The sequence below is a fragment of the Lentzea xinjiangensis genome, from assembly GCF_900110955.1.
In the GTDB taxonomy this organism is placed as follows: Bacteria; Actinomycetota; Actinomycetes; order Mycobacteriales; family Pseudonocardiaceae; genus Lentzea; species Lentzea xinjiangensis.
On the sequence record NZ_FOFR01000003.1, the window covers coordinates 14,517 to 37,341 of the forward strand.

The 22,825-nt window shown below is 71.4% G+C and carries 23 protein-coding genes; 7 read left to right on the forward strand and 16 right to left on the reverse strand.

The genetic code is table 11. The annotated features are described in order from the left end of the window. The first annotated feature begins 6 nt into the window (after positions 1-6). Positions 7-648, forward strand: coding sequence for a response regulator (locus BMW88_RS09695; RefSeq protein ID WP_089950324.1), 642 nt, complete (start codon positions 7-9; stop codon positions 646-648). On the opposite strand, the gene sthA is transcribed toward BMW88_RS09695, so the two are convergent. Together sthA and BMW88_RS09705 are read right to left on the reverse strand one after the other, a co-directional pair. After that, the gene (sthA, locus tag BMW88_RS09700; RefSeq protein WP_089950325.1) at positions 635-2,050 is read right to left on the reverse strand and encodes a Si-specific NAD(P)(+) transhydrogenase; all 1,416 of its coding nucleotides are present in this window, start codon (positions 2,048-2,050) and stop codon (positions 635-637) included. The genes BMW88_RS09695 and sthA overlap by 14 nt on opposite strands. 81 nt (positions 2,051-2,131) lie before the next feature. Next, positions 2,132-3,133, reverse strand: coding sequence for a hypothetical protein (locus BMW88_RS09705; protein WP_089950326.1), 1,002 nt, complete (start codon positions 3,131-3,133; stop codon positions 2,132-2,134). A 145-nt stretch (positions 3,134-3,278) separates the two neighbouring features. Between BMW88_RS09705 and BMW88_RS09710 the strand changes: the two genes are divergently transcribed. Both BMW88_RS09710 and BMW88_RS09715 read left to right on the forward strand, forming a co-directional pair. Continuing rightward, the gene (locus BMW88_RS09710) at positions 3,279-3,947 is read left to right on the forward strand and encodes a DNA alkylation repair protein (RefSeq protein WP_089950327.1); all 669 of its coding nucleotides are present in this window, start codon (positions 3,279-3,281) and stop codon (positions 3,945-3,947) included. A 123-nt stretch (positions 3,948-4,070) separates the two neighbouring features. Then, a complete protein-coding gene (locus tag BMW88_RS09715; RefSeq protein ID WP_177221030.1) occupies positions 4,071-4,976 on the forward strand; it encodes an AAA family ATPase in 906 nt (301 codons plus the stop codon). Positions 4,977-4,982: 6 nt separating this feature from the next. Here the strand turns inward: BMW88_RS09715 and BMW88_RS09720 are convergent, their stop codons facing one another. The 4 genes from BMW88_RS09720 to BMW88_RS09735 all read right to left on the reverse strand — a co-directional run bounded on the left by BMW88_RS09720 (position 4,983) and on the right by BMW88_RS09735 (position 9,719). Further along, positions 4,983-5,480: a hypothetical protein gene (locus BMW88_RS09720; protein WP_089950329.1), complete on the reverse strand. Its 498-nt coding sequence runs from the start codon at positions 5,478-5,480 to the stop codon at positions 4,983-4,985. Between the two features lie 401 nt (positions 5,481-5,881). Beyond that, on the reverse strand, positions 5,882-8,359 hold the full coding sequence (gene pheT / locus BMW88_RS09725; RefSeq protein ID WP_089950330.1) for a phenylalanine--tRNA ligase subunit beta: 2,478 nt from the start codon (positions 8,357-8,359) through the stop codon (positions 5,882-5,884). A gap of 5 nt (positions 8,360-8,364) precedes the next feature. After that, a complete protein-coding gene (gene pheS, locus BMW88_RS09730; RefSeq protein ID WP_089950331.1) occupies positions 8,365-9,432 on the reverse strand; it encodes a phenylalanine--tRNA ligase subunit alpha in 1,068 nt (355 codons plus the stop codon). Between the two features lie 62 nt (positions 9,433-9,494). Beyond that, positions 9,495-9,719 carry a hypothetical protein gene (locus BMW88_RS09735; RefSeq protein ID WP_089950332.1) on the reverse strand — a complete coding sequence of 75 codons (225 nt, stop codon included), beginning with the start codon at positions 9,717-9,719 and terminating at the stop codon, positions 9,495-9,497. Between the two features lie 71 nt (positions 9,720-9,790). On the opposite strand from BMW88_RS09735, the gene BMW88_RS09740 reads away from it, so the two are divergent. Next, a complete protein-coding gene (locus BMW88_RS09740; RefSeq protein ID WP_089950657.1) occupies positions 9,791-11,575 on the forward strand; it encodes an HSP90 family protein in 1,785 nt (594 codons plus the stop codon). Positions 11,576-11,577: 2 nt separating this feature from the next. Continuing rightward, positions 11,578-14,280, forward strand: a complete 2,703-nt coding sequence (locus BMW88_RS09745; protein WP_089950333.1) for a hypothetical protein — start codon at positions 11,578-11,580, stop codon at positions 14,278-14,280. Here the strand turns inward: BMW88_RS09745 and BMW88_RS09750 are convergent. The 5 genes from BMW88_RS09750 to infC form a co-directional block, all read right to left on the reverse strand. Then, positions 14,277-15,164: a S41 family peptidase gene (locus tag BMW88_RS09750; RefSeq protein ID WP_089950334.1), complete on the reverse strand. Its 888-nt coding sequence runs from the start codon at positions 15,162-15,164 to the stop codon at positions 14,277-14,279. The genes BMW88_RS09745 and BMW88_RS09750 overlap by 4 nt on opposite strands. 36 nt (positions 15,165-15,200) lie before the next feature. Next, entirely contained in the window at positions 15,201-16,040 is an 840-nt protein-coding gene (locus BMW88_RS09755) for a TrmH family RNA methyltransferase (RefSeq protein WP_089950335.1), read from the reverse strand. After that, positions 16,037-16,426, reverse strand: a complete 390-nt coding sequence (rplT, locus tag BMW88_RS09760; protein WP_089950336.1) for a 50S ribosomal protein L20 — start codon at positions 16,424-16,426, stop codon at positions 16,037-16,039. The genes BMW88_RS09755 and rplT overlap by 4 nt, the downstream gene beginning before the upstream one ends. Before the next feature lie 88 nt (positions 16,427-16,514). Continuing rightward, positions 16,515-16,709 (reverse strand): 50S ribosomal protein L35, encoded by a 195-nt coding sequence (gene rpmI, locus BMW88_RS09765; protein WP_089950337.1) that lies wholly within the window; start codon positions 16,707-16,709, stop codon positions 16,515-16,517. Positions 16,710-16,759: 50 nt separating this feature from the next. Then, entirely contained in the window at positions 16,760-17,368 is a 609-nt protein-coding gene (gene infC, locus BMW88_RS09770; RefSeq protein WP_089950338.1) for a translation initiation factor IF-3, read from the reverse strand. A gap of 286 nt (positions 17,369-17,654) precedes the next feature. Here infC and BMW88_RS09775 point away from each other — a divergent pair, with 286 nt between their 5' ends. Beyond that, a complete protein-coding gene (locus tag BMW88_RS09775; protein WP_245777681.1) occupies positions 17,655-18,008 on the forward strand; it encodes a DUF1844 domain-containing protein in 354 nt (117 codons plus the stop codon). A 21-nt stretch (positions 18,009-18,029) separates the two neighbouring features. Here BMW88_RS09775 and BMW88_RS09780 read toward each other — a convergent pair whose 3' ends face one another. From BMW88_RS09780 to BMW88_RS09800, 5 genes are all read right to left on the reverse strand, one after another. Beyond that, positions 18,030-18,665 carry a hypothetical protein gene (locus BMW88_RS09780; protein ID WP_089950339.1) on the reverse strand — a complete coding sequence of 212 codons (636 nt, stop codon included), beginning with the start codon at positions 18,663-18,665 and terminating at the stop codon, positions 18,030-18,032. Further along, positions 18,662-19,252 carry a hypothetical protein gene (locus BMW88_RS09785; protein ID WP_089950340.1) on the reverse strand — a complete coding sequence of 197 codons (591 nt, stop codon included), beginning with the start codon at positions 19,250-19,252 and terminating at the stop codon, positions 18,662-18,664. The genes BMW88_RS09780 and BMW88_RS09785 overlap by 4 nt, the downstream gene beginning before the upstream one ends. Before the next feature lie 76 nt (positions 19,253-19,328). Further along, positions 19,329-19,709: a RidA family protein gene (locus BMW88_RS09790; RefSeq protein ID WP_030474127.1), complete on the reverse strand. Its 381-nt coding sequence runs from the start codon at positions 19,707-19,709 to the stop codon at positions 19,329-19,331. Between the two features lie 11 nt (positions 19,710-19,720). Then, the gene (locus BMW88_RS09795) at positions 19,721-20,467 is read right to left on the reverse strand and encodes an IclR family transcriptional regulator (protein ID WP_089950341.1); all 747 of its coding nucleotides are present in this window, start codon (positions 20,465-20,467) and stop codon (positions 19,721-19,723) included. Then, positions 20,468-21,433: a sugar kinase gene (locus BMW88_RS09800; protein WP_089950342.1), complete on the reverse strand. Its 966-nt coding sequence runs from the start codon at positions 21,431-21,433 to the stop codon at positions 20,468-20,470. It abuts the gene before it with no gap. An 85-nt stretch (positions 21,434-21,518) separates the two neighbouring features. On the opposite strand from BMW88_RS09800, the gene BMW88_RS09805 reads away from it, so the two are divergent. Beyond that, complete coding sequence (locus tag BMW88_RS09805) at positions 21,519-22,811, forward strand: amino acid deaminase (RefSeq protein ID WP_089950343.1); 1,293 nt, start codon at positions 21,519-21,521, stop codon at positions 22,809-22,811. The last annotated feature ends 14 nt before the right edge of the window (positions 22,812-22,825 follow it).

The window sequence follows — 22,825 nt, forward strand, 5'->3', positions numbered from 1 at the left end:
CTCGGCGTGATCCGAGTCCTCATCGCCGATGACGAGACGTTGATGCGCGCCGGCATCCGGTTGATCCTGGAGAACGACCCGGAGATCACCGTGGTGGCGGAGGCGAGCGACGGCAGGGAGGCCGTCGAGCTCAGCCGCGCGCACGGCGTCGACGTGGCGTTGCTCGACATCCGCATGCCCGGCGGCGACGGTCTGCGAGCGGCCGAGCAGATCGCCGCGAGCACCAACGTCGTCATGCTCACGACGTTCGGCGAGGACTCCTACGTGGCCCAGGCGCTCAAGGTCGGCGCGACCGGGTTCCTGCTCAAGGACACCCCGCCGCAGGAGCTGATCAACGCCGTCCGCAAGGCCGCCAGGGGCGAGCCGATCCTCGCCCCGCAGATCACCAAGCGCCTGATCGAGAAGCACCTCACCGCACCGGACGACAGGTCGTCGGCGCGCCGCAAGATCGACGCGCTCACCGCCGCCGAACGGAGCGTGCTCGAGCTCGTGGGCGAAGGCCTGTCCAACACCGAGATCGGCGAGCAGCTCTTCATGGCGACCGGCACGGTGAAGGCGCACATCAGCCGGATCCTGCCCAAGCTGGGGTGCGCCAACCGCGTGCAGGCCGCCATCGTGGCCCACGACGCCGGGCTCACGAGGTCGTGAAGCGGTCCAGGGCGCGGATCTTGTTCGTGGCGTCCAGGGCGGCGACCTTGTACGCCTCGGACAGCGTCGGGTAGTTGAAGACCGTGTCGACGAGGTAGTCGACCGTGCCGCCGCAGCCCATGACGGCCTGGCCGATGTGCACGAGGTCCGTGGCGCCGGTGCCGAACACGTGCACGCCGAGGATCTTCCGGTCCACGGTGGACACCAGCAGCTTCAGCATGCCGTACGCGTCGCCGACGATCTGGCCGCGCGCGAGCTCGCGGTAGCGGGCGATGCCCACCTCGTAGGGAACGGCGGACGAAGTGAGCTCGGCTTCCGTGGCACCGCAGTAGGAGATCTCGGGAATCGTGTAGATGCCGATGGGCTGCAACGCGGTCAGCTCGTGCACCGGCTCGCCGAACGCGTGGTACGCGGCCAGCCGGCCCTGGTCCATCGACGTCGCGGCCAGCGCCGGGAAGCCGATCACGTCACCGACGGCGTAGATGTGCTCGACCGGCGTGCGGTAGTGCTCGTCGACGGACAGCCGGCCGCGGCGGTCGGCCTCCAGCCCCGCGGCGGCGAGGTCCAGCCGGTCCGTGCACCCCTGGCGGCCCGCCGAGTACATGACCGCGGCGGCCGGGATGCGCTTGCCGGAGGCGAGGGTCGTGATCGTGCCCGAGTTGGACACCGAGACGTCGACGACCTTCTCGTCGAACCGGAACGTGACGGCGAGGTCGCGCAGGTGGAACTTCAGCGACTCGACGATCTCCGGGTCGCAGAAGTCCAGCATCCGCTCGCGCTGCTCGACGACCGTGACGCGGGTGCCGAGGGCGGCGAACATCGACGCGTACTCGATGCCGATCACGCCGGCGCCCACGACGACCAGTGACGACGGGATCTCCTGCAGCGCGAAGACCTCGTCGGAGTCGAGGATCCGCTCCTCGTCGAAGTCCACCGCGGACGGACGGGCGGGTGTGGTGCCGGTCGCGATGACGATGTACTCGCCGCTGATCGTCACCCGGTCATTGCGATGACTGCCCTCCACCGCAACCGTGTGCTGGTCGACGAAACGCCCGAACCCGTTGAGCAGGTCGATGCCGTTGCGGTGCAACTGGGCGCGCACGACCTGGACCTCGCGGCCGATCACGTGCTGGGTGCGGGCCATCAGATCGGTGATCGTGATGTCGTGCTTGACCCGGTAGCTCGCGCCGTACACCTCGCGCTGGCTCATGCCCGTGAGGTACATGACGGCCTCGCGCAGCGTCTTCGACGGGATGGTGCCCGTGTTCGCGCAGACGCCCCCGACCATCTCCTGCTTGTCGATGATCGCCACGCGCTTGCCCAGCTTCGCACCCGCGATCGCCGCCTTCTGGCCGCCAGGGCCAGAGCCGATGACGATCAGGTCGTAGTCGTACGACGTCATGGTCAGCAGCCTACTTCGGCTGATCCGATTCCACGCCCGAACGGGGGATGAACCCGGCGGGCGGGCCGGAGGCGTCCGTGCTCAGCGGACTCCCGTCCTTGCCCCGCCGCCGAACGGCAGGACCAGGTCGAGCAGCCGGGCCCTGGCGCGGTACTCGGCGACGCGGTCGGCGAACGGCCGTCGCACGATCTCGTGCACGGCCTCCGCGGAGAGGCGCTCGTAGGCCGGGACCGTGTCGTTGCTCAGGAAGTCCCAGCGGGCCTCCCGGTCCGCGTAGTTGAACGCGGGCAGCGGGCCGCCGAACAGCGGCCGGTACTGCGCCGGGGTCCTGCCGCCCGGCACCGGCATCGGACCGGCCACCGTGATCGCGTACGTGATCACCTCGCCGGGCGGCAGCAGCCGGGACCGCATCCGGTCGAACTGCTCGGCGATCACCAGGTTCTGCTCGCGGGAGGAGAACTCCAGCACCGCCCGCGCCGGTTCGGCCCACGCCGCGGTGGTCTCCGCGTCGATGATCCCCGCGTCGCGCATCTCCTGCACGGCCGCGATCCCGCCGTGCAGGTAGGCCGCGTGCATCGCGCCCAGGTCCATGAAGATGTGCTTCTGCATCGACATCAGCATCGACGAGAACCAGCGCAGCTCCGGCACCGTGCCGAGGTCGAGCATGCCGGCGGCGAACGCGGGCGCGCCGATGTTCGCGAACCCCATCCACCTGAGCGTGCCGGGGTGCTCCAGGTAGAGCTTCGCGTAGAAGTCGTACACGGCGAAGATCACCGGTCGGTTGTGCTCGGCGCCGCGCTGCGGGTCCCAGTCGGCGAGCCGCACACCGGCGTCCTCGGCGGCGCGGACGATCCAGTACTGCCACAGCAACGCCTTGAACCTGGCCGGCGCGACGCCCTGCGCGCGGTAGGCGGTCAGGGCCTGCTCCAGCGACGCGCGGTCGTACGGCAGGTCGGGGTGGACTCCGCCCCGCTCCTCGCCGGCGGAGTTGACCAGCGGCAGGTCGAGGTAGTCCACCGCGTCCGCTTTGGTGGCGCCCATGCTGCCGAGCACGAGCGCCGCCACCACCATGAGCACGCGCATGAACGCGAACTGTATCCGGAACTCGCGCGTTTTCCGTTCACGATCACACCCGGTCAAGTGATGTTTTGCGGGTTCGTTAGCACTTTTCCCACGAATGGGGCCATCAATCTCAAAGGGCTACTCCTTCTGCCTATACCGTTTGGGTGTGGAACTTGAGGTTTCCTTGATCAAAGCGGTCCGAGCAGGACTCGAGGAACTCGCGGACCCGCGGAAAGCGCCGCAGATGCAGGCGTACATGAAGTCGGCGATGCCGTTCCTCGGAGTGCCGAAACCGCGCCGGGCGGCGTTGCTGAAGTCACTGCCCCGCGTTGATGACCCCGACGAGTGGCTCGACGCCGTGCGGACGTTGTGGCGCGAGGCCACCTATCGCGAGGAAAGGTATGTCGCACTCGCGCTGAGCGGTGATCGCCGCTTCCAGTCGGCCGGCCTGCTGCCGTGGTTCGACGAGATGATCGTGACCGGCGCGTGGTGGGACTACGTCGACGAGATCGCGTCGAAACTGGTGGGGCCGCTGCTGCGGTCGGCGCCCGGGGTCGTGCGGCCCCACGTGCTGCGGTGGTCTGCCGACGCGGACAGGTGGCGGCGGCGGACGTCGATCATCTGCCAGCTCGGGGCCAAGGGCGCGACCGACGTGGAGCTGCTGGCCGCGTGCGTCGACGCCAACGTGGACGATCCGGACTTCTTCCTGCGCAAGGGGATCGGGTGGGCGCTGCGGGAGTACGCGAAGACCGACCCCGGCTGGGTGCGGGCGTTCGTCGAGGCCCGGCCCGGGTTGTCGCCGTTGTCGCGGCGGGAGGCCCTCAAACACCTCTAGCGCGGGGGCGCTGTCGTCAGCTCACGGCAGTCCCGTTCAGTCGTGGGCGAACGCCCGGCCTGTCTCCTGGCAGGCTCGCTAGGCTTGATCGGCTCGCCTCCACCACCCCGTCCAGGAGGAACAGTGCACCGCCTCGCGGCCGGTCCAGCCCTGGCGCGGCTGGAATGGGTCCTCGACGGCCTGGACGGGAAACCCGGCTGGGGAGCTGACGCCTCCGACGTGCTCGCGGCCGCGTTCACCGCCGTCGTCACGCCCGAGAGGTACGTCGAGGTCACCCGCGGTCGCGCCGCCGGCTACGCGCCGGTCGTCGTGGTCGGTCTCGACGTCGGCGAGACCACCGCGCGGGCGCGGATCCGCCGTCACGACGGCACCGTTGACGTCGTGTCCTGCGTCGTCGAGGCGGCACCGCCGCACCGAATCGCCTCCACGTGGGTCGCCGGGCTGGTGCCTGCCGGTCTGACACCGCGGTTGCCGGTCGACTTCACCGACTACGACCTACCTCCGGTCGCCACGGGTGCCCGGCTGGTCGTGTTCTCCGGGGTGCCCGGCAGCGGGAAGAGCACCCTGGCCGACGCCGCGGGCGCCGAGCTGGGGATTCCGGTCTTCGCCACCGACTGGCTGCTCGGCGCGCTGACCCCGTTCGGCGGTCGCTACTTCGAGGCTCCGCTGGCGATGGCCGAAGAGCTGCTGACCACGCTCGCTCTGCGGCAGCTCCTCGCCGGGCAGTCCGCCATCCTCGACCATCCCACCGAACGGGTCGTGACCAGGGAGCGCTGGCGCAGCCTGGCACGCCGGGCCGGTGCGGAGTTCCGCGTGGTCGTGTGCCGGTGCTCCGACGAGGAAGTCCACCGCGACAGGCTCGAAGGCCGCAGCCGCGGAATCCCCGGCTGGCACAACGCCGGCGACTGGTCCACGGTGCGGCAGCGACTGGCGAACTTCCCCTCCTGGCACGGGGAGGCGCTCTCCGTGGACACCGTGCGACCACGTGAGCGGTCCCTCGCCGCGGTGATCCGGCACATCACCGCCTGACGTCCGTCAGCCGTGCTTCGCACGCCCCGAGTAGGTGAGCGGGAAGACGAGCTCGGCGCACTCGGCGGGAACGTCCGCGGCCACCTGGACCTTCATGACGACCTCGACCGCGCCACCGGCCGGGATCTCCACGATGTCCATCAGCGGCACCACGGTCAGCACGCCGGCGGGGCACCCGGCGACGCGTTGCCCGGTGGCGTCGAGCGGCTGGCCCGGAACCGCGGAGAGGCTCTCGACGATGATGGCGACGGGGTTCGGGTTCGACAGCCGCACCTCGCGCTTGCCCTCGGCGCCCGGCTTGAGCTCGACGGCCGCGCCGGAGATGTCGTTGATCTCGAACGGCTTGAGCTGCTGCGCGCCCGAGTCGCCGCTGCTCACCGAGTACGCCATCGCGGGTAGCTGCGGTTCCGGCCACGTCAGGTGCATCGCCGCCACGACCGCCGCGCCGACCATGAGAATCGTCAGCGACACGGCGATCTCGAGGCGCGGACCCAGACTACGCATGGCGCAACTCTCCAGAGTTGTTGCTCCAGGCGGTGGGTTCGCCTCTAGCTCCCCACCGGACCGGCGACCAGACTCGCCCGGTGGTTCATCGCTTCGCCCCTCGGCCCAGCGGGCCGCGTCAACAATCTTGGAGAAGCTTCACCTACTGCGCAAGCGTCCTACGGGCGCCGATTTCCCCTTGTAATGAGGGACTTTTGGCACCTTGACAGCGGTACAGGGTCACCACCTGCTGGTTTGGTCACCGCGGCCGATTCCTGGCATTCAGCCGATCGAGCGAATCCGCACCGGCAGTTTCGGCAGACCGACGCGCTGGGTCCCGGCACCGGGCGGCCGGTGCGGACCGCGAACGCGGGAAGGCCCGAGCTTCCCGGCGGAAACTCGGGCCTTCCCGGCACGACCGATCAGGCGCGCAGTGCCGCGCCCAGGCGTTCGCCGGCGGCGGTGACGGCCGAGTCACGGGCCGCGGTCGCCTCCTCCACCGTGAGCGTGCGGTCCGGCGCGCGGAAGCGCAGGGAGTACGCGAGCGACTTCTTGCCCTCGCCCACCTGCTCGCCCGCGTAGACGTCGAACAGGCGGATGTCCTCCAGCAGGTCGCCCGCGGACGCGCCGAGCACCTCCGTCACCGACTGCACCGGCACGGAGGCGTCGACGACGAGCGCGACGTCCAGCAGCACCGGCGGGTACGGCGACACGACGGGGGCCGGACGGCGGTCGTCCAGCGGCAGGGCGTCGAGGTCGAGCTCGAACGCCACGGTCCGCTTGGGCAGGCCCAGCGCCTCGACGACCTTCGGGTGCAGCTCACCGGCGTGGCCGACCGGCCAGTCGCCGACGCGCAGCTCGGCGCAGCGACCGGGGTGCCACGGCGGCAGGTCCGAGGCCACCACGCGCAACGTCACGCCGTAGGCCTGGCCGACGCGGCGGGCCGCCTCGACGGCGTCCGACCAGTCGGCGATGCGGCCCTTGCCCCACCAGCCGGACAGCTCGCGGTGGCCCGTGAGCACACCGGCGACGTGCAGCGGCTGCTGCGGCAGCGCGGCGAGCATCGAGGCCAGCTCGGCCTCGGTCGGGCGGCGGTCCACGCCGAGCGAGGGCACCGGGACCTGCTGCGCGCGCGGCAGCGTCACCTGGGCGACGTTGTAGAGGGCGACGTCGCGGGCCCCGCGGGCCAGGTTCCGCTGGAGCGTCTCCAGCAGGCCCGGCAGCAGGGTGGTGGCGAGGACGTTCTTGTCCGCCTCCAGCGGGTTCACCACGCTGACGGTGTTGCGCCGGACGTCGTTCCCGTCGAGACCGAACGCGTCGAACACCGACGGGTCGATGAACGGGAACGGCTTCACCTCGACGAAGCCGTCCTCGGCCAGCGTCCTCCACACCGCGCGGCGGCGGCGCTGCTGCTCGGTCAGGCCACGACCGGCGGGCGCGGACGGCAGCACCGAGGGAATCGTGTCGTAGCCCTCCAGCCGCAGCACCTCCTCCACCAGGTCGGCGGGCTGCACGAGGTCGGCGCGCCACGTCGGCGGCGTCGCGGTGACGATCGTCTGGCCGTCGTCCGAGGTGGTCACGGCGACCTGGCAGCCGATCTGGCCCAGCCGGCGAGCCGTGACACCACGCGCGTAGCGGACGCCCGCGACGCGGTCCGGCAGGTCGATCGGCATCGACACCGGCCGCGGCAGCGGCGCCGCGCCGACGTCGGTGCGGCCCGGCTTGATGGAGCCCTCGGCGTAGTGGTTGAGCAGCTTCGCGGCCCGCTCCAGCGCCACCGGCGCCAGCGCGGGGTCGACGGTGCGCTCGAAGCGCTTCGCGGCCTCGGACGGCAGCTTGTGCCGGCGGACCGTGCGCGCGATCGACGGCGGGTCCCAGTTCGCCGCCTCCAGCAGGATGTCCGAGGAGTCGTCCCGGACCTCCGTGGAGGCACCGCCCATGACACCGGCCAGCGAGATCACCCCGGAGTCGTCGGCGATCACGATGTCGTCGACGTCCAGCGCGCGGACCGAGTCGTCCAGCGTCGTGAGCTTCTCCCCCGCCAGCGCGCGGCGCACGGTCAGCGCACCGGACAACGACGAGGCGTCGAACGCGTGCAGCGGCTGGCCCAGCTCGAGCATCACGTAGTTGGTGACGTCGACCGGCAGCGAGATGGAGCGCATGCCGGCGAGCATCAGGCGGCGGCGCATCCACCACGGCGTGGGCGCGGTGGGGTCGACACCGGTCACCCGGCGCGCGACGAACCGCGGGCAGGCGGCGCGGTCCTCGACGATGACCGGCCAGGCCTCGCCCTCCGGCTCGGGGACCTCGACGGCGCCGGGGTCGCCGAACGGGACGTCCAGCGCGCAGGCGATCTCCCTGGCCAGCCCCCGGACCGAGAAGGCGTAACCGCGGTCCGGCGTCGGCGCGACCTCGATGACGCTGTCGTTGAGGCCCAGCAGCTCCATCGCGTCGTCGCCGGGCTGCGCGGTGCCGGTGGGCAGCACGAGGATGCCGGAGTGGTCGTCGCCGATGCCGAGCTCGTCGGCGGCGCAGATCATGCCCTGCGACACGCGGCCGTAGGTCTTGCGCTCGGAGATCGCGAAGCCACCGGGCAGGACGGCGCCGGGCAGCGCGACGACGACCGAGTCGCCCTCGACGAAGTTCGTGGCGCCGCAGATGATCTGGTTGACCTGCTCGGGACCGACCTCGACCTTGCAGTAGCGGATCGGCTTCTTGAACTCGGTGAGCTCCTCGATCTCGACGACGCGACCGGCGACGACCGGGCCGGTCACGGGACCGAGCGGGCTCACCTCCTCGACCTCGATGCCGATGCGGGTGAACGCCTCGGCGAGCTCGCCGGGCGTGGGGACTTCGTCGAAACCGAGGTGTTCGACCAGCCAGCTGACCGGGATGCGCATCCGGCTCAGGCCTCCGTTCCGAATGGCTGGGTGAAGCGGACGTCGCCCTCGACCATGTCGCGCATGTCGGGCAGGCCGTTGCGGAACTGCAGCGTCCGCTCGAGGCCCATGCCGAACGCGAAGCCGGAGTAGACGTCCGGGTCGACGCCGGTGGCGCGCAGCACGTTGGGGTTGACCATGCCGCAGCCGCCCCACTCGACCCAGCCGGCGCCGCCCTTGCGCTCCGGGAACCAGACGTCGACCTCGGCCGACGGCTCGGTGAACGGGAAGAACGAGGGGCGCAGGCGGGTCCTGGAGTCCTCGCCGAACATGGCGCGCGCGAACGCGTCGAGCGTGCCCTTGAGGTGGCCCATCGTCAGGCCCTTGTCGATCGCGAGGCCCTCGACCTGGTGGAACACCGGGGTGTGCGTCGCGTCGAGCTCGTCGGTGCGGAACGTGCGGCCGGGGCACACGACGTACACCGGCAGGTCGCGCTCCAGCAGCGTGCGGGCCTGCACGGGCGAGGTGTGCGTGCGCAGGACCAGCTGCGAGTCACCCGGCGCGATGTAGAACGTGTCCTGCATCGAGCGGGCCGGGTGGTCCTTGCCGAAGTTCAGCGCGTCGAAGTTGAACCACTCGGTCTCGAGCTCGGGGCCTTCGGCGATCTCGTAGCCCATGGCCACGAAGACGTCACCGATGCGCTCGGCGAGCGTGGTGATCGGGTGGCGCGCGCCGCGCGGGAAGCGGTCCCAAGGCAGCGTGACGTCGACGGACTCCTCGCGCAGCACCCGCTCGTCGCGTTCGGCCCGGAGCACGGCGTGGCGCTCCTCGAACGCGGTCTTGATCGCGGACTGCGCCTCGTTCACCCGCTTGCCCGCCTCGGCCTTGGCCTTGGGCGGCAGGGCGCCGATCTCGCGGCGGGCCAGCAGCACGGGCGACCGGTCACCGAGGTGGCCCGGCTTGACCGCGGCCAGTGCCTCCAGGTCGGCTGCTCCGGCGAACGCCTCGCGCGCCTTCTGCACGGCCGCGTCGAGGTGCTCGGCCGACAGCGCCGCGACCTGCTTCGGGTCGTACGGGTCGTTGGCTCCGGACATGGTTTGTGGACAGCTCCCAGTTTTGATCCACACAGCGGACCTCGGCAATGAACAGGCCGATCCTAGTCGGTGCGGTCCCGGCCGCTCCCGGCCGTTCCGCCACGACGCCGCGCCGGCCCCCGTTCCCGGTCGCGCCGCCGCCACCGGTCGACCAGTGGCGGAGCCGCGAGCAGCGCCCAGACCACCGGCAGCAGCCAGTTCCACGGCGATCCGAGCCGGTTGCCCACCAGCACCACGACCGTGGTGAGGAACACCAGCAGAGCGAGCCTGCCCGACCACACCGCCACGATTTCCCCCTCGGGACGTTCCTTCAAAGAGCGGCACCGGTCCCTGCCCCGTACCTAGGATGGGCGGCATCATGTCGCACACCTTCCGCGTCGACCTGCGCGGCATCATCGACCTGCTCAGCCACCACCTGTACAGCAGTCCGCGCGTCTACGTGCGGGAACTGCTGCAGAACGCCGTCGACGCGATCACGGCACGGCGTGAGCTCGACCCGTCCTGCCCCGCCGAGGTCACGATCACCTGCGGCCCCACGCTGACGATCACCGACACCGGTGTGGGGCTCACCGAGACCGAGGTGCACGAGCTGCTCTCGACGCTCGGCCGGACCTCGAAGCGCGACGAGCTGGGCTTCGCCCGCGAGGGGTTCCTCGGCCAGTTCGGCGTCGGCATGCTGTCGTGCTTCCTGGTCGCCTCCTCGGTGACGGTCGTCACGCGGTCCGCTCGCGGCGGCCCCGCCGTGCGGTGGGAGGCGGACTCGTCGGGCAACTACACCGTGTCGGCAGTGGACACAGTGGACACCGTGGACACAGTGGACACCGCGGGTGGTGTGCCGGTCGGCACGACGGTGGTGCTGACCGCTTCGCGCGGCAACGAGCACTGGCTCGAAGCGGACGTCGTCCGGCCGCTGGTGGGCGACTACGGCGACCTGCTGCCGGCCGTCGTGACGGTGGACGGCGCGCAGGTGACCCGCGGCGAACGGCCGTGGGACGACGAGGACGCGGACCTCTCCGGGTATTGCGAGCAGGTCTTCGGGTTCAGGCCCTTCGAGGCGATCCCGATCGAGGTCGAGGCCGCGGGGCTGACGGGCGTCGCGTTCGTGCTGCCCGAGGGCGTGCACCCCGGCACGCGCCAGACGCACCGGGTGTACCTCAAGCGGATGCTCGTCGGCGACAACGTCGAGGGACTGCTGCCGGACTGGGCCTACTTCGTGCGGTGCGTGGTCGACGCGTCCGCGGTCCGGCCGACGGCGTCACGCGAGTCGCTGTACCAGGACGAGATGCTGCTCGCGGTGCGCGAGGAGCTGGGCGAGCAGATCCGCGACTGGCTGATCAGGCTCGACGCGATCGAGCCGCGCCGCGCCGGTGAGCTGCTGGCCGCGCACCACCTGGGCATCAAGTCGCTCGCGCGCTCGGACGACGAGATGCTGCGGCTGGTCGAGCGCTGGCTGCCGTTCGAGACCACCGAGGGCGCGATCCCGTTGCGGCAGTTCAAGCGCAAGCACGGCGCGATCCTCTACATCCCGGACGTCGACGAGTTCCACCAGCTCGCGCCGGTCGCGGCCGCGCAGGGCCTCGGCCTGGTGAACGCGGGCTACGCCTACGACCTGGAGCTGCTGAACCGGCTCAGCGCGCTCGACGGTCCCGCTGTCGCCCGCCGGGTGGCCCCGTCGGAGCTGCTGGCGGCGCTGGCCGACCCGGAACCGGAGATCGAGGCGGCGCTGCGGCTGCGGTTGGCCGAGGGCGCGGCGGCACTGGACCGGCACGACTGCGACGCGGTGGTCCGCGACTTCGACCCGGTCTCGCTGCCCGCGCTGCTGATCAGCAACGCCGAGCAGCAGCGCAAGCTCGACACCGAGCAGACGGCGGAGGAGGTCACCGACCCGCTGTGGGCCGAGCTGCTGGGGCAGCTGACCGCCGGGTCGGACTCGTCGCGGCCGGAGCAGCTCGTGCTCAACTGCCGCAACCCGCTCGTGCAGCGGCTGGCGCGGCTGACCGACCCGTCGCTCGTGGAGCTGACGCTCGAATCTCTGTACGTGCACGCCGTCCTGCAGGCTCGGCGGGCGATGCGACCGAAGGACACGGCGGCGCTCAACCGCTCGTTCCTGGAACTGCTGGACCGCGCCGTTGGGGGTAAGTGAACATGGCCGACTTCACCGCCGAGGACGCCGAAAGAGCGTTCCTCGACGCGTACAACATGCCCACGGGCATGCCGAAGCACGAGGCGCTGGAACGGGCCGCGCGCATGGCCGACGCGCTCGGGCACCTGCCGCTCGGGGTGTCCTGCCGGATCGCGATGATCGACTCGGCGTACTACCTCGCGCGCTACGACCTGATGCTGGCGCCGTTCGCCTGGGCGCGGGCCGCGGAGGAGAAGGACCCGGAGGCGTTCAACGACTACGAGGTCCACTCGCTGAACTGGTCGCACAAGTGGGTCGCGACGGGCCTGCGCCGCGACCCCCGGTTCTCGCTGGAGCAGCTCCAGGCCGTGATCGGGCAGCTCGCCGACCGCTACGGGCGGCTGGGTTTCTCGGTGCAGCCCGTGCACGGTGCGCGCGCCGAGCACGCCTACCACGTCGGTGACCTGACGGGCCTCGCCGAACACCTGGGCCGCTACCTCGCCGCCGAGTCCGGTCCGATGGCGGACTGCGACGCGTGCGTCGTCGAGGAGCAGGTCTGGATGCTGGCGCGGCTCGGCAGGCACCAGGAGGCCGCCGCGCACGGCTGGGAGGGCCTGTCCGGCAACACCAACTGCAGCACCCAGCCGCAGGGCATCCTGACGGCGCTGCTGTGGCCGCTGCTGGAGATCGGCGACACCGAACGGGCGGCGCACGCGCACACGACCGCGTACCGGCTGATCAAGGACGACGAGATCACCTCGTACGTGCACGAGCACATCCGGTTCTGCGCGCTGACGGGCAACCTGGCGCGCGGCGAGGAGATCCTGCGCCGCTCGCTGCACAAGGTCGTCGCGACCCAGCTGCCGGCCGACGAGATGTCGTTCGCCGAGTGCGCCTCGGTCCTGCTGCGACGGCTTCCGGCCGGCACCGCGTTCGAGGTGCCGTCGGTCGGCTCGCTGACCGCGGCCGAGCTGCTCGACCGCCTGTCGGCGCGGGCGCTGGAGCTGGCCGGGGCCTTCGACCAGCGCAACGGCACGCCGGCGTGGACCGAGCGGGTGTCGAGGTCGCTCGAGCAGGAGGACTACCCCGCCGTCGAGCTGGCGGTCCCGGCCGCGCCGGTGACCGCTCCCGCCGAGGAGCCGCTCGTGTCCGGCGACCCCGTGGAGATCGCCGAGACGATGGTGGCGCTGTACGAGCAGGGCGACTTCGTGCAAGCGCGGCGGATGCTCGCCTCGCTGCCCGCCGACATGGACTCGTTGCTGCCGCCCGACCTCGCGGCGCACGCGCGCATCCGGCGGATGACGACCGGGCTGGTCCCGTTCGACCCCGCGGCGTTCGAGGAGCAGCTGACCGCGCTGCCCGCCGACCTCGCGCTGCGGTACCGGGCGCGGCTCGCGATCGGGCTGGAGGGTGGCCTGGAGACGGCCGAGCGGTGCCTGGCCGAGGCGGAGAGCGACCACACCCGGTCGGTCGCGGCGCTGGCGCTGGCCGAGCTGCTCGACGGCGAGCAGGCGCACGAGCGGGCGTCCGCGATGCTCGCGCTGGCGTCCTCCCTGGACGTTCCGGAGCTGCGCGGCAGGGTCGCCGTCGAGTCGGCGGAACACCGGGCGCGGCAGCAGGACCTCGACGGCGCGTACTCCGACGTCGTGGCGGTGCTGGCGGGCGAGCTGCCGCCGAGCGCCCGGTTCGAGGCCTACCGGCTGCGGCTGCGGCTGGAGACGTTGCTGGGCAAGGTGCCGGAGGCGATGGCGACGGCACGGGAGTTCGTGGCGGCGTTCCCGCTCCCGGAGGCCGCCGAGGCGCGCTGGTACCAGGTCGTGGCGATCCAGGAGCTGGACCAGGAGGCGGCCTGCCTTGGCGAGCTGAGGGAGGCCGTGGCGATCTCGCGCGTGCACCTCACCCCCGGCCACACCGCGCACTTCTGCTTCGCGCTGAGCGGCGGCTACGTGCAGGCGGACCGGTTCGTCGAGGCCGCCGAGGTGCTGGAGGAGTCGCTGCGCCTGCTCCAGGACGGCCAGGAGGACCTGCGGCTGCAGGTGGTGTTCCGGCTCGGGCAGGTGTGCCGCAAGCTGGGCGAGCTCCCGGCGGCCGAGCGCCACCTGCGCGAGGCGTCGGAGCTGCTGCCGCCCGAGGAGGCGGGGCGGCGGGCGTTCCTGCTCGACGCGCTGGCGTCCGTGCAGGGCAGGCTCGGCAAGGACGACGAGGCGACGGCGTCGTGGCGCGCGGCCGCCGCGCTGTGGCAGCAGGAGGGCGACCTCTCCGAGGCGATCGGCTCGCTGGTCGAGCTGGCCTCGAACCTGCCGGAGGACGAGATCACCGAGACGCGCGCGGCCGTCGACGAGGCCGAGGCGCTGCTGCCGTTGCTGGACGACCCGCGCGAGGTCACCCGGCGGCAGGCGGAGATCATCGCGATCCGCGCGTGGGTGCACGGCCAGGCCGGTGAGTTCGCGCTCGCGATGAAGCAGTACCGCGACGCCGAGGCCCTGGTGGTGTCGCTGGGCGACGAGGGCTGGCGGGTGTTCATCGTGCTGCGGGCCGCGCACGTGCTGCTCGACGCCGACGACGCGGAGGGCGCCGAGGCCGAGGCGCGCCGGGCGGCGAGCCTGCTGCCCGACGACGTCCAGGTCGGGAACGTGCTGTCGGTGCTCTCGGAAGCGTTGCGGCGGCAGAACAAGCCGTCCGGCACCGACCCGCTGGTGCGCGAGCTGACCGCGCGGCTGGACTAGTTCTGGAGGGTCGAGGTCGCCTTCTCGTAGGCGACCTCGAACGCCTCGTCCGCCGGCACCGCGACGTGCGGGACCACACCGACGCCCTCCCAGTTCGTTCCGGAGATCGGGTTGATCGCGCGGCCTCTGGGAACGGCGGACCTGAGGTGCGGGCCGACGCGGTAGCGGCCGCCGGGGTGGGCGCCGCCCCTGGTGGTCTCGCCGATCAGGGTGGCGCGCTCGTTCTGCCGCAGGTTGTAGCTCAGCTCCTCCGCGCCGGAGAACGTGCGGGCGCTGGTGAGGACGTAGACCGGCTTCGTGCCGCCGAACCGCGGGCCGGGGACGTGCGGGAGCGTCCAGAACTGCCGGGTCGTGTCCTCTGGACGGTCGTAGATGTCGTTGAGGTGCACGGGTTCGTCGAACAGGTAGCTGCAGATCAACGCGACCGTGTGCGGGTCGCCACCGCCGTTGTTCCGCAGGTCGATGATCAGCGCGTCGGTGTGCGCGATGAGGTTCATGGCGGCGGTGACGGCGGGGGTGGCGATCTCGGCGTCGTGCAGCAGGTTGAGCTCCAGCAGGCCGATGTTGCCCTTCAGCCGTTCGACCTTCCGCACGCCGAACGCGTCCAGCTCGGCTTCCCTCCGGTACGCCACCGGGTCCCAGGCCGACTCCTGGCCGGTCTCGGGAACCTCCTCGGCGCTGTGGAGAAGGCGGAGGTGCTTGTCGCCGTTGACGCTCTGCAGATCGGCGGTGACCCGTGCGGCGAACTCCTCATCGTCCACATCGGAGTAATCGCCCTCGGCCAGACGGGCGCGCAGGACTCGCGCGATCTCCTCGGCCGTGTCCGGGAACACGTAGTAGGAGGCGAGCTGGGAGCACAGGAGTTCGACCTCGGATTCGCGCACGGGCGCACAGTAGCCGCGCGCCCGTGACCCGTCAGCTCAATTCCGCTGGTCCCGCGCGGAGGCGTAGAGGCAGACGGCCGCGGCCGTCGCGAGGTTCAGGCTCTCGGCGGCGCCGTACAGCGGCACCTTGAGCGAGGTGTCGAGCTTCGCCACGACGTCGTCGGGCAGGCCGTGGGCCTCGCTGCCGAACACCCACGCCGTGGGCTGCGCGAGCTCGCCCCTGGCCGAGGCCTCGACGAGGTCGTCCTCCGCGTAGCCGTCGGCGGCCACGAGCCTCAGGCCCGCCCGGCGGCACGCGGCGAAGACCTCGTCCGCGTCGCGGGAGCGCGCGATCGGCAGGTGGAACAGCGAGCCGGTGGAGGCGCGCACGCACTTGCCGTTGTGCGGGTCGACCGCGTCGCCCGCGAAGATCACCGCGTCGGCGCCGGCCGCGTCGGCCACGCGCGTGACGGTACCCGCGTTGCCCGGGTCCGAGACGCCGTGGAGGACGGCGACGAGGCGCGGGGTGCCCCGCAGGGCCACTTCGAGCGGCTGCGGCACGGCGTCGCAGACCGCGACGAGGCCCTGGGGCGTCACGGTCTCCGACAGGGAGGCGGCGGCCTTGTCGGTCACCTCGCTGATCCGCACACCCGCGTCGGACGCGGTGCGGAGCAGGTCGGCGTTGCGTTCCGCGGCCGTCGCCGTGACGAAGAGCTCGTGCACCTCGCCGGTGCGCCAGGCCAGTGCCTCGCGCACGGCTTGGGCGCCCTCGACGAGGAAGCGGCCTGCCTTGTCACGGCCCTGGCGGCGGGTCAGGTGGCGCGCAGCAACGACCCGAGGCGTCCGTTCGGTGAACGGATCTGCCTCGGGTCGGTGTCCGCGGAGGTGCTGGCTCAGGCCTTGTCCCCGGCAGGAGCGTTCACGTCAGCCGGGAGCGCGCCACGGGCGATCTCGACGAGAGCCGCGAAGGCGGTGGCGTCGGTGACGGCGAGGTCCGCGAGGATCTTGCGGTCCACCTCGACGCCGCCGAGGCGCAGGCCCTGGATGAGGCGGTTGTAGGTCATGCCGTTCGCGCGGGCAGCGGCGTTGATGCGCTGGATCCACAGCTTGCGGAAGTCGCCCTTGCGCGCACGGCGGTCGCGGTACGCGTAGTTGAGCGAGTGGAGCACCTGCTCCTTGGCCTTGCGGTACAGCCTCGAGCGCTGACCGCGGTAGCCGCTGGCCAGCTCAAGGGTGGTACGGCGCTTCTTCTGGGCGTTCACAGCCCGCTTGACGCGTGCCACGGGTCCATCCTGTCGATCTCATGGGGGGCGGTGTTCGCCGGAGGTCCGGCACTGCCTCCCCCGAGTTAGCTAGGGGGGTCGAAGCGGGTCAGAGACCGAGCAGCTTCTTGATGCGCGGCGCGTCGTTGTCCGACACGACCGCGGTGCCGCTCATGCGACGCGTCACCTTGCTGGACTTCTTCTCCAGGATGTGGCGCTTGCCGGCCTTCTCCCGGAGGATCTTGCCGCTGCCGGTGACCTTGAACCGCTTCGAGGTCCCGCTGTGCGTCTTGTTCTTCGGCATTTCCGTCCTCGTCTCGTGCTACCCACCGGGTCGGGGGCGGGCATGCGTCCTTACACGTCGTCCGAAGCGGTCTCGTCCGCCTCGGGCGCGTCGTCCTGCTTGACCGGACGCGCCTTGACGTTCTTGTGCGGCGCCAACACCATGATCATGTTGCGGCCGTCCTGCTTGGGGTTCGACTCGACGAAGCCCAGCTCCGCGACGTCCTCCGCCAGCTTCTGCAACAACCGATAGCCGAGCTCGGGGCGCGACTGCTCGCGACCGCGGAACATGATGGTCACCTTGACCTTGTTCCCGTGCGAGAGGAAGCGGGCCACGTGGCCCTTCTTCGTCTGGTAGTCGTGCGGGTCGATCTTGGGGCGGAGCTTCTGCTCCTTGATGACCGTCAGCTGCTGGTTCCGACGAGACTCGCGAGCCTTCTGCGCCGTCTCGTACTTGAACTTGCCGTAGTCCATGAGCTTGCAGACCGGCGGGCGAGCCTGAGCGGCGACCTCGACGAGGTCGAGATCCGCTTCCTGCGCGAGTCGGAGCGCGTCCTCGATGCGAACGATCCCGACCTGCTCACCATTCGGCCCGACCAGACGAACTTCCGGCACCCGGATGCGGTCGTTGATGCGCGGCTCGGTGCTGACGGGTGCACCGCGGTTCGAGGGACTTGTCATTCACGTCCTTTGAGACTCGGTTGCGCCAAAGACAAGAGCCCCGTCGTCGATGTCGACGACAGGGCCCGCTTCCGACCGATCACATACCTGCCCGCCGGACACCCGCGTGTCCTGCTGTCAGGATGACCGGACCCGGCCACCTCTTGAGGCGGTGAACGCGGGTGGGAGCGGGGCTCCACTTGCCGCTCTCGCACTAACGAGAGCTGGTCGCGTCGGAAATAGTAGCAGACGCTCTTGTCAACCCCCGAATCGCGGCCCCGCGACGCCGTCTTGCTTGAATGGGCGGGTGACCGATCCGCTGGAAGACAGTGCCGACGAGGATGTCCGCGACCTGGGCGACGTGCCCAGCATCGAGGTCATCAGCCGGGCCGCCGTGATGCTGCTGTCCGCCGCCGCCGAACGCCTCGGCCTCGCCGACGCCGACCCCGACAACTCCCCGCGCCGCGACCTCGACGAGGCTCGTCGCCTGATCACCGGCCTGGCCGGCCTGGTGACGGCGACCTCGGAGTACCTCGGTCCGCACGCCGCGCCGCTCAAGGACGGTCTGCAGTCGGTGCAGCGCGCCTTCCGCGAGGCCTCCGCCGTGCCCGACGAGCCGGGCCAGGGCCCCGGCGAGAAGTACACCGGCCCCGTCTACTGACCGGCCCGGCACCCGCCGCGGCTACTGGTCGGCCCGGACGACGACCGGGTCCCACGGCTCCGCCCTGATCTGGAAGACCGCACTGGCCCGTTGCCCGGTCGCGGCCCGGAAGGTGATGGCGGAGCCGTTGTGCAGCGGCCCGACGTCGAGGTGCTCGGCCGGGGGCTCGTCGTACTGGGAGAGCCCGAGCACCCGGCTGCCCGGCACCACCGACACGGTGAGCTGCTCGATGACCGCCGGCCCGCCGAAGTAGCTCAGCCGGAACTCGTCGGGCGCGGCGGGCGTGATCGCGAAGGTCGGCATCCCCCGCCGCTGCCGTTCGGCGGCGAGCAGCTCGGTGACCTCGTTCACCTGGGCCGTCGCCTGCTGGGCCGTGAACTGCGCCTCGTCCGCGAGCATCCGGGCCGCGGTGGCCGCCTCCTCGGCTCTCGCGGCCGCCTTCCTGGCCTCCTCGGCCGCCGTCTTGGCCTGCAGCGCGCTGCTCGTGGCCTGTTCGACGGCCTTCCGCGCGGCGCCCGCCTCCTCCCGCGCCCGGTTCGCCGCCTCCTGGGCCCCGCTCGCGGCCGCCTGGGCGCCCTTCGCTTCGCGGGCCTGCCACAACGACACGGCCACCGCGCACATCGCCACGACCGCGGCGATCACGGAGACGGTGATCACGCCCTCACCCCCAGCGCCGCGAGCTGCCTTCTGGCCAGCTCGTCGATGACCTCGGTGTCCCCGGTGCGCCAGGCCACTGCGGGGTCCCCGGCGAACCTGGCCAGCTCGCGCGCGCTGAGCCCGGTGAGCGCCCTCAGCGCCAGCAGGTCCGGCTTGTCCCTGAGCCGCGCGGTGCTCCCGGCCCTGAGCGCGTACCGCAGCCGGACCGGCAGCCAGGTGACGAGCAGGAACAGCACCGGGACCACGACCAGTGCGGCCGCGAGCCAGAACGCGCTGTCCTCGACCACGCCGATCTGCGCGTGGCCCGCGCTGGTGAGGGTCTCGCCGGCCTTGGTGCCGTTGCCGAGCGCGCCCGCGAGGTCGTCACCGACCAGCGGCACGTCCCTGGCCTTGTTCGCGGCGTTGGTGAAGACGTCGCGGATGTCGCCACCCGCGTTGACCAAGCCGTCTCCCGGGGCCCGCAACCGGAGCACCCAGTCGTGGACGGTGGTGGCCACCCAGATCCACAGCGCCACCCAGCCGGCGGCGAGGAGGTCGGCGATCAGCTGACGCGTGAGCCTGACCGGTCTGTCCGCGTACCACTTCATGCGCGGATCGTGTCACAACGTCAACAGCGGCCCGGAATGCCGATGCGCACTCCGGACCGCCGTTGCTGCGAACAGATCAGTCGACGACGGCCAGCGCGTCGATCTCCACCAGCAGCCCGGCCGGGAGCCCGACGTACACGGTCGTCCGCGCCGGCGCCGGGTCCGTGACGAACTCGCCGTAGACCTCGTTCAGCTCCGCGAAGTGCGCGGTGTCGGTGAGGTAGACGCGGATCATCACGACGTCGTCGATCGACGCGCCACCGGCTGCGAGCACGGCGTTGAGGTTCGCGAACGTCTGACGCGTCTGCTCGGCGACGGTGGTGCCGACGATCTCACCGGAGGACGGGTCGAACGCGACCTGACCGGCCACCTGCAGGATGTTGCCCTTGCGCACACCCTGCGAGAAACGGGCCACCGGCTGCGGCGCGTCGGCGGTCTTGATCTCAACCTTGGACAACGGGAACTCCCTCATCTTGGAACATAACCGCATTCGACTGATGCAGCTTGGGCGGTGGCGAGCAGGTCGGGCAGGTGCGACAGCAGGCCGTCGTAGTCGAGCAGCACCTTCGGCACGGACATCGAGACGGCGGCGAGCACCTCGCCGCGCGCGCCCCTGATCGGGGCGGCGATGCAGTGGATGAAGTCCTCGTGCTCGGCGTTGTCGACGGCGTAGCCGTTGGCGCGCACGCGTTCCAGCTCCGCGAGGTAGGCCGCGGGACCGGTGATGGTGTTGGCCGTCAGGCGCGGGAACTCCATGCCCGCCACCACCTTCTGCAAGGCGGCGGGAGGCAGGTCGGCGAGCAGGATCTTCGCCACGGCCGTGCAGTGCAACGGGGCGCGGCGGCCGATGCGCGAGTACATGCGCATCTGGTGCGTCGACTCGTACTTGTCGATGTAGATGACCTCACCGTCCTCATAGGACGCGAGGTGGACGGTGTGCCCCAGGCGGGAGTTGAGCTCGCGCAACGCGGGTTCGGCGGCACGCCGCACGTCGCGTTCCTCCAGGGCGAGGTTCGCGAGGTCGAACAGGGCGGTGCCGAGGCGGTAGTGGTGCACGCCGTCGCGCTGCACGAAGCGGTGCGACTCCAGCGTGCGCAGCAGACGCAGGGCCGTCGACTTGTGCACACCGATCACGCCGGACAGCTCGTCCAGCGTCTTCGGGCCCGTCGCGAGCCGGCTCACCAGGGTGAGCGCGCGGTCGAGGCTCTGGCTCATCTACACCTCCAGGCGGGCGGACGCCCAGGTCCGCGGGTCGGCGTGCAGCAGCGGAGCCGTCACGTCGTCCGGCAGAGGATCCCCGACGTCCTCCGCGGTGAGCAAAGCGGACGCCGCCTGCAGGTGCCCGGCGCGCAGGCGGACCGACGGCGCCTGTCCCGCCAGGGTGGCCGCGAGGAAGCCCGCCGCGAACGCGTCGCCCGCGCCGACCGGTTCCACCACCTCGACCCGCAACGCCGGTTCGAAGTGCGCCTCCCCGTCCTCCAGCAGCGTGGCGCCGTCGGCTCCCTGCTTCACCACCAGCGACACCGGACCGGGCAGCAGCTCCCGCAGGCGCCGCGGGTCGCCGGTGCCCCACACGAGCTCCGCCTCGTCGGAACCCGCGAGCACGATGTCGGCCATGTCCGCGAGCTCGCGCAGCACGCGCGGGTCCCGGCCCGCCCACAGCGCGGGCCGCCAGTTCAGGTCGAACGAGATCCGGTAGCCGTGCCGCGGCCGGCGCAGCAGCTCGCGCAGCATCGCGAGGCACGAGTCGGACAGCGCGGCGGTGATCCCGCTGACGTGCACCAGGGCCACCTCGCCGAGGCCGAGCCGGTCGATCATCTCGAGGCCCATGCCGGACGCCGCCGAGCCGCGCCGGTAGTAGCGCACCGGGCTGCCGTGCGGCGAGGCCTCCTTCACGTAGAGGCCGGTCGGGCGCGTGGGGTCGACGCGCACCCGCGACACGTCCACGCCGAAACCCGCGACCGCGTCGAGCACCGCGAGGCCGAACGAGTCGTCGCCGACGGCGCTGACCCACGACGACGGCACGCCGAGACGGGTGAGGTGGCAGGCGACGTTGGACTCGGCGCCGCCCACGGCTCGATGCCAGGTGCGCACCAGATGCACGGGTCCGGGCTCTGCCGGAACCATCATCACCATGGTTTCGCCGAGACACACGACACCGCCGACGTGTTCGAACCGCATGCGTGCTCCAGGGGTGTTCGTTGACGGCGGCGCACCCGAATGCTACACACTCCAGCATCACATCGCGCAATGGGAGTTGCAAAATATGCAACAACTGATGGAGATGGACCTCTCGGCCGTCGCGGACATCAGGTCGGAACGGATCAGCTGGCGGTTCAAGGGCCTGCCCTCGAGCACGTTCGGCTCGACCATCGGCGAGGTCGCCGGCCAGGGGCTCGACCTCTTCGCCGACGAGTTCGTCGGCCCGCTCGTCGTGCTGGACGAGGACGCGTTGGCGCACAACCTCACGACGATGGCCACGTGGTGTGACGACCACGGCGTCAAGCTGGCGCCGCACGGCAAGACGACGATGGCGCCCCAGCTCTTCCAGCGGCAGGTCGAGCACGGCGTCTGGGGCATCACCGCGGCCAACGCCTCGCAGCTGCGGGTCTACCGGGCGTTCGGGGTCAGCCGGGTGCTGCTCGCGAACCAGCTGCTCGACCCCGCCGCACTGCGCTGGCTGGTCCGCGAGCTCGACGCGGACCCCGGCTTCGAGTTCAGCTGCTGGGCGGACTCCGAGGCCGGCGTCGCGATCATGAGCGAGGCGCTGCGGGAGCTCGGCGCGGCCCGGCCGGTCGACGTGCTGGTGGAGCTGGGCGCGCCCGGCGGGCGGACCGGCGCGCGCGACCTGGAGACGGCGCTGGCCGTCGCCCGCGCCGTGGACCGCAGCCCCGTGCTGCGCCTGGCGGGCGCCGGCGGCTACGAAGGCGCGCTGGCGCACGACGCGTCCGCGTCCTCGCAGTCCCTTGTGGACAGCTACCTGGCAGACCTGCGCACGCTCGTGCTGCGGCTGGCCGACGCCGGAATGCTCGACGAGCTGGACTCGGCGATCGTCACCGCGGGCGGCAGCGCGTACTTCGACCAGGTCGCCGCGACGCTGTCCCAGCCGTGGCCGGTGCCGGTGACCCCGGTGCTGCGCAGCGGCGCGTACATCACGCACGACGACGGCTTCTACCGCGGGATCTCGCCGTTCTCCCGGATCGGGGGCGTGCAGCCGTTCCGGCCGGCGCTGCGGGCGTGGGCGCAGGTGACCTCCCGGCCGCAGCGCGACCTGGCGCTGCTCACGATCGGCAAGCGCGACGCCTCGTTCGACGAGGGCCTGCCGGAGCCGCAGCTCCTGCGCCGGGGTGACGGCGCCATCGCCCCGCTGACCCAGGCGGAGGTGACGGCGCTGAACGACCAGCACGCGTTCCTGCGGCTCGGCCCGGAGGCCACGGTCCGGGTCGGCGACTGGGTCGGGCTGGGGCTTTCCCACCCGTGCACGGTGTTCGACAAGTGGCAGCTCATCCCGGTCGTGCGCGGCACGACCGTGGTCGACCTGATCCGCACCTACTTCTGAGAAGGAGCGTTCCG

Bases quoted from the DNA above. Each gene is read 5' to 3' on its own strand.
- sthA (WP_089950325.1), bottom strand. From the start codon at position 2,050: ATGACGTCGTACGACTACGACCTGATCGTCATCGGCTCTGGCCCTGGC.
- BMW88_RS09705 (WP_089950326.1), bottom strand. From the start codon at position 3,133: ATGCGCGTGCTCATGGTGGTGGCGGCGCTCGTGCTCGGCAGCATGGGC.
- BMW88_RS09720 (WP_089950329.1), bottom strand. From the start codon at position 5,480: ATGCGTAGTCTGGGTCCGCGCCTCGAGATCGCCGTGTCGCTGACGATT.
- pheT (WP_089950330.1), bottom strand. From the start codon at position 8,359: ATGCGCATCCCGGTCAGCTGGCTGGTCGAACACCTCGGTTTCGACGAA.
- pheS (WP_089950331.1), bottom strand. From the start codon at position 9,432: ATGTCCGGAGCCAACGACCCGTACGACCCGAAGCAGGTCGCGGCGCTG.
- BMW88_RS09740 (WP_089950657.1), top strand. From the start codon at position 9,791: ATGTCGCACACCTTCCGCGTCGACCTGCGCGGCATCATCGACCTGCTC.
- BMW88_RS09745 (WP_089950333.1), top strand. From the start codon at position 11,578: ATGGCCGACTTCACCGCCGAGGACGCCGAAAGAGCGTTCCTCGACGCG.
- rpmI (WP_089950337.1), bottom strand. From the start codon at position 16,709: ATGCCGAAGAACAAGACGCACAGCGGGACCTCGAAGCGGTTCAAGGTC.
- infC (WP_089950338.1), bottom strand. From the start codon at position 17,368: ATGACAAGTCCCTCGAACCGCGGTGCACCCGTCAGCACCGAGCCGCGC.
- BMW88_RS09785 (WP_089950340.1), bottom strand. From the start codon at position 19,252: ATGAAGTGGTACGCGGACAGACCGGTCAGGCTCACGCGTCAGCTGATC.
- BMW88_RS09795 (WP_089950341.1), bottom strand. From the start codon at position 20,467: ATGAGCCAGAGCCTCGACCGCGCGCTCACCCTGGTGAGCCGGCTCGCG.
- BMW88_RS09800 (WP_089950342.1), bottom strand. From the start codon at position 21,433: ATGCGGTTCGAACACGTCGGCGGTGTCGTGTGTCTCGGCGAAACCATG.
- BMW88_RS09805 (WP_089950343.1), top strand. From the start codon at position 21,519: ATGCAACAACTGATGGAGATGGACCTCTCGGCCGTCGCGGACATCAGG.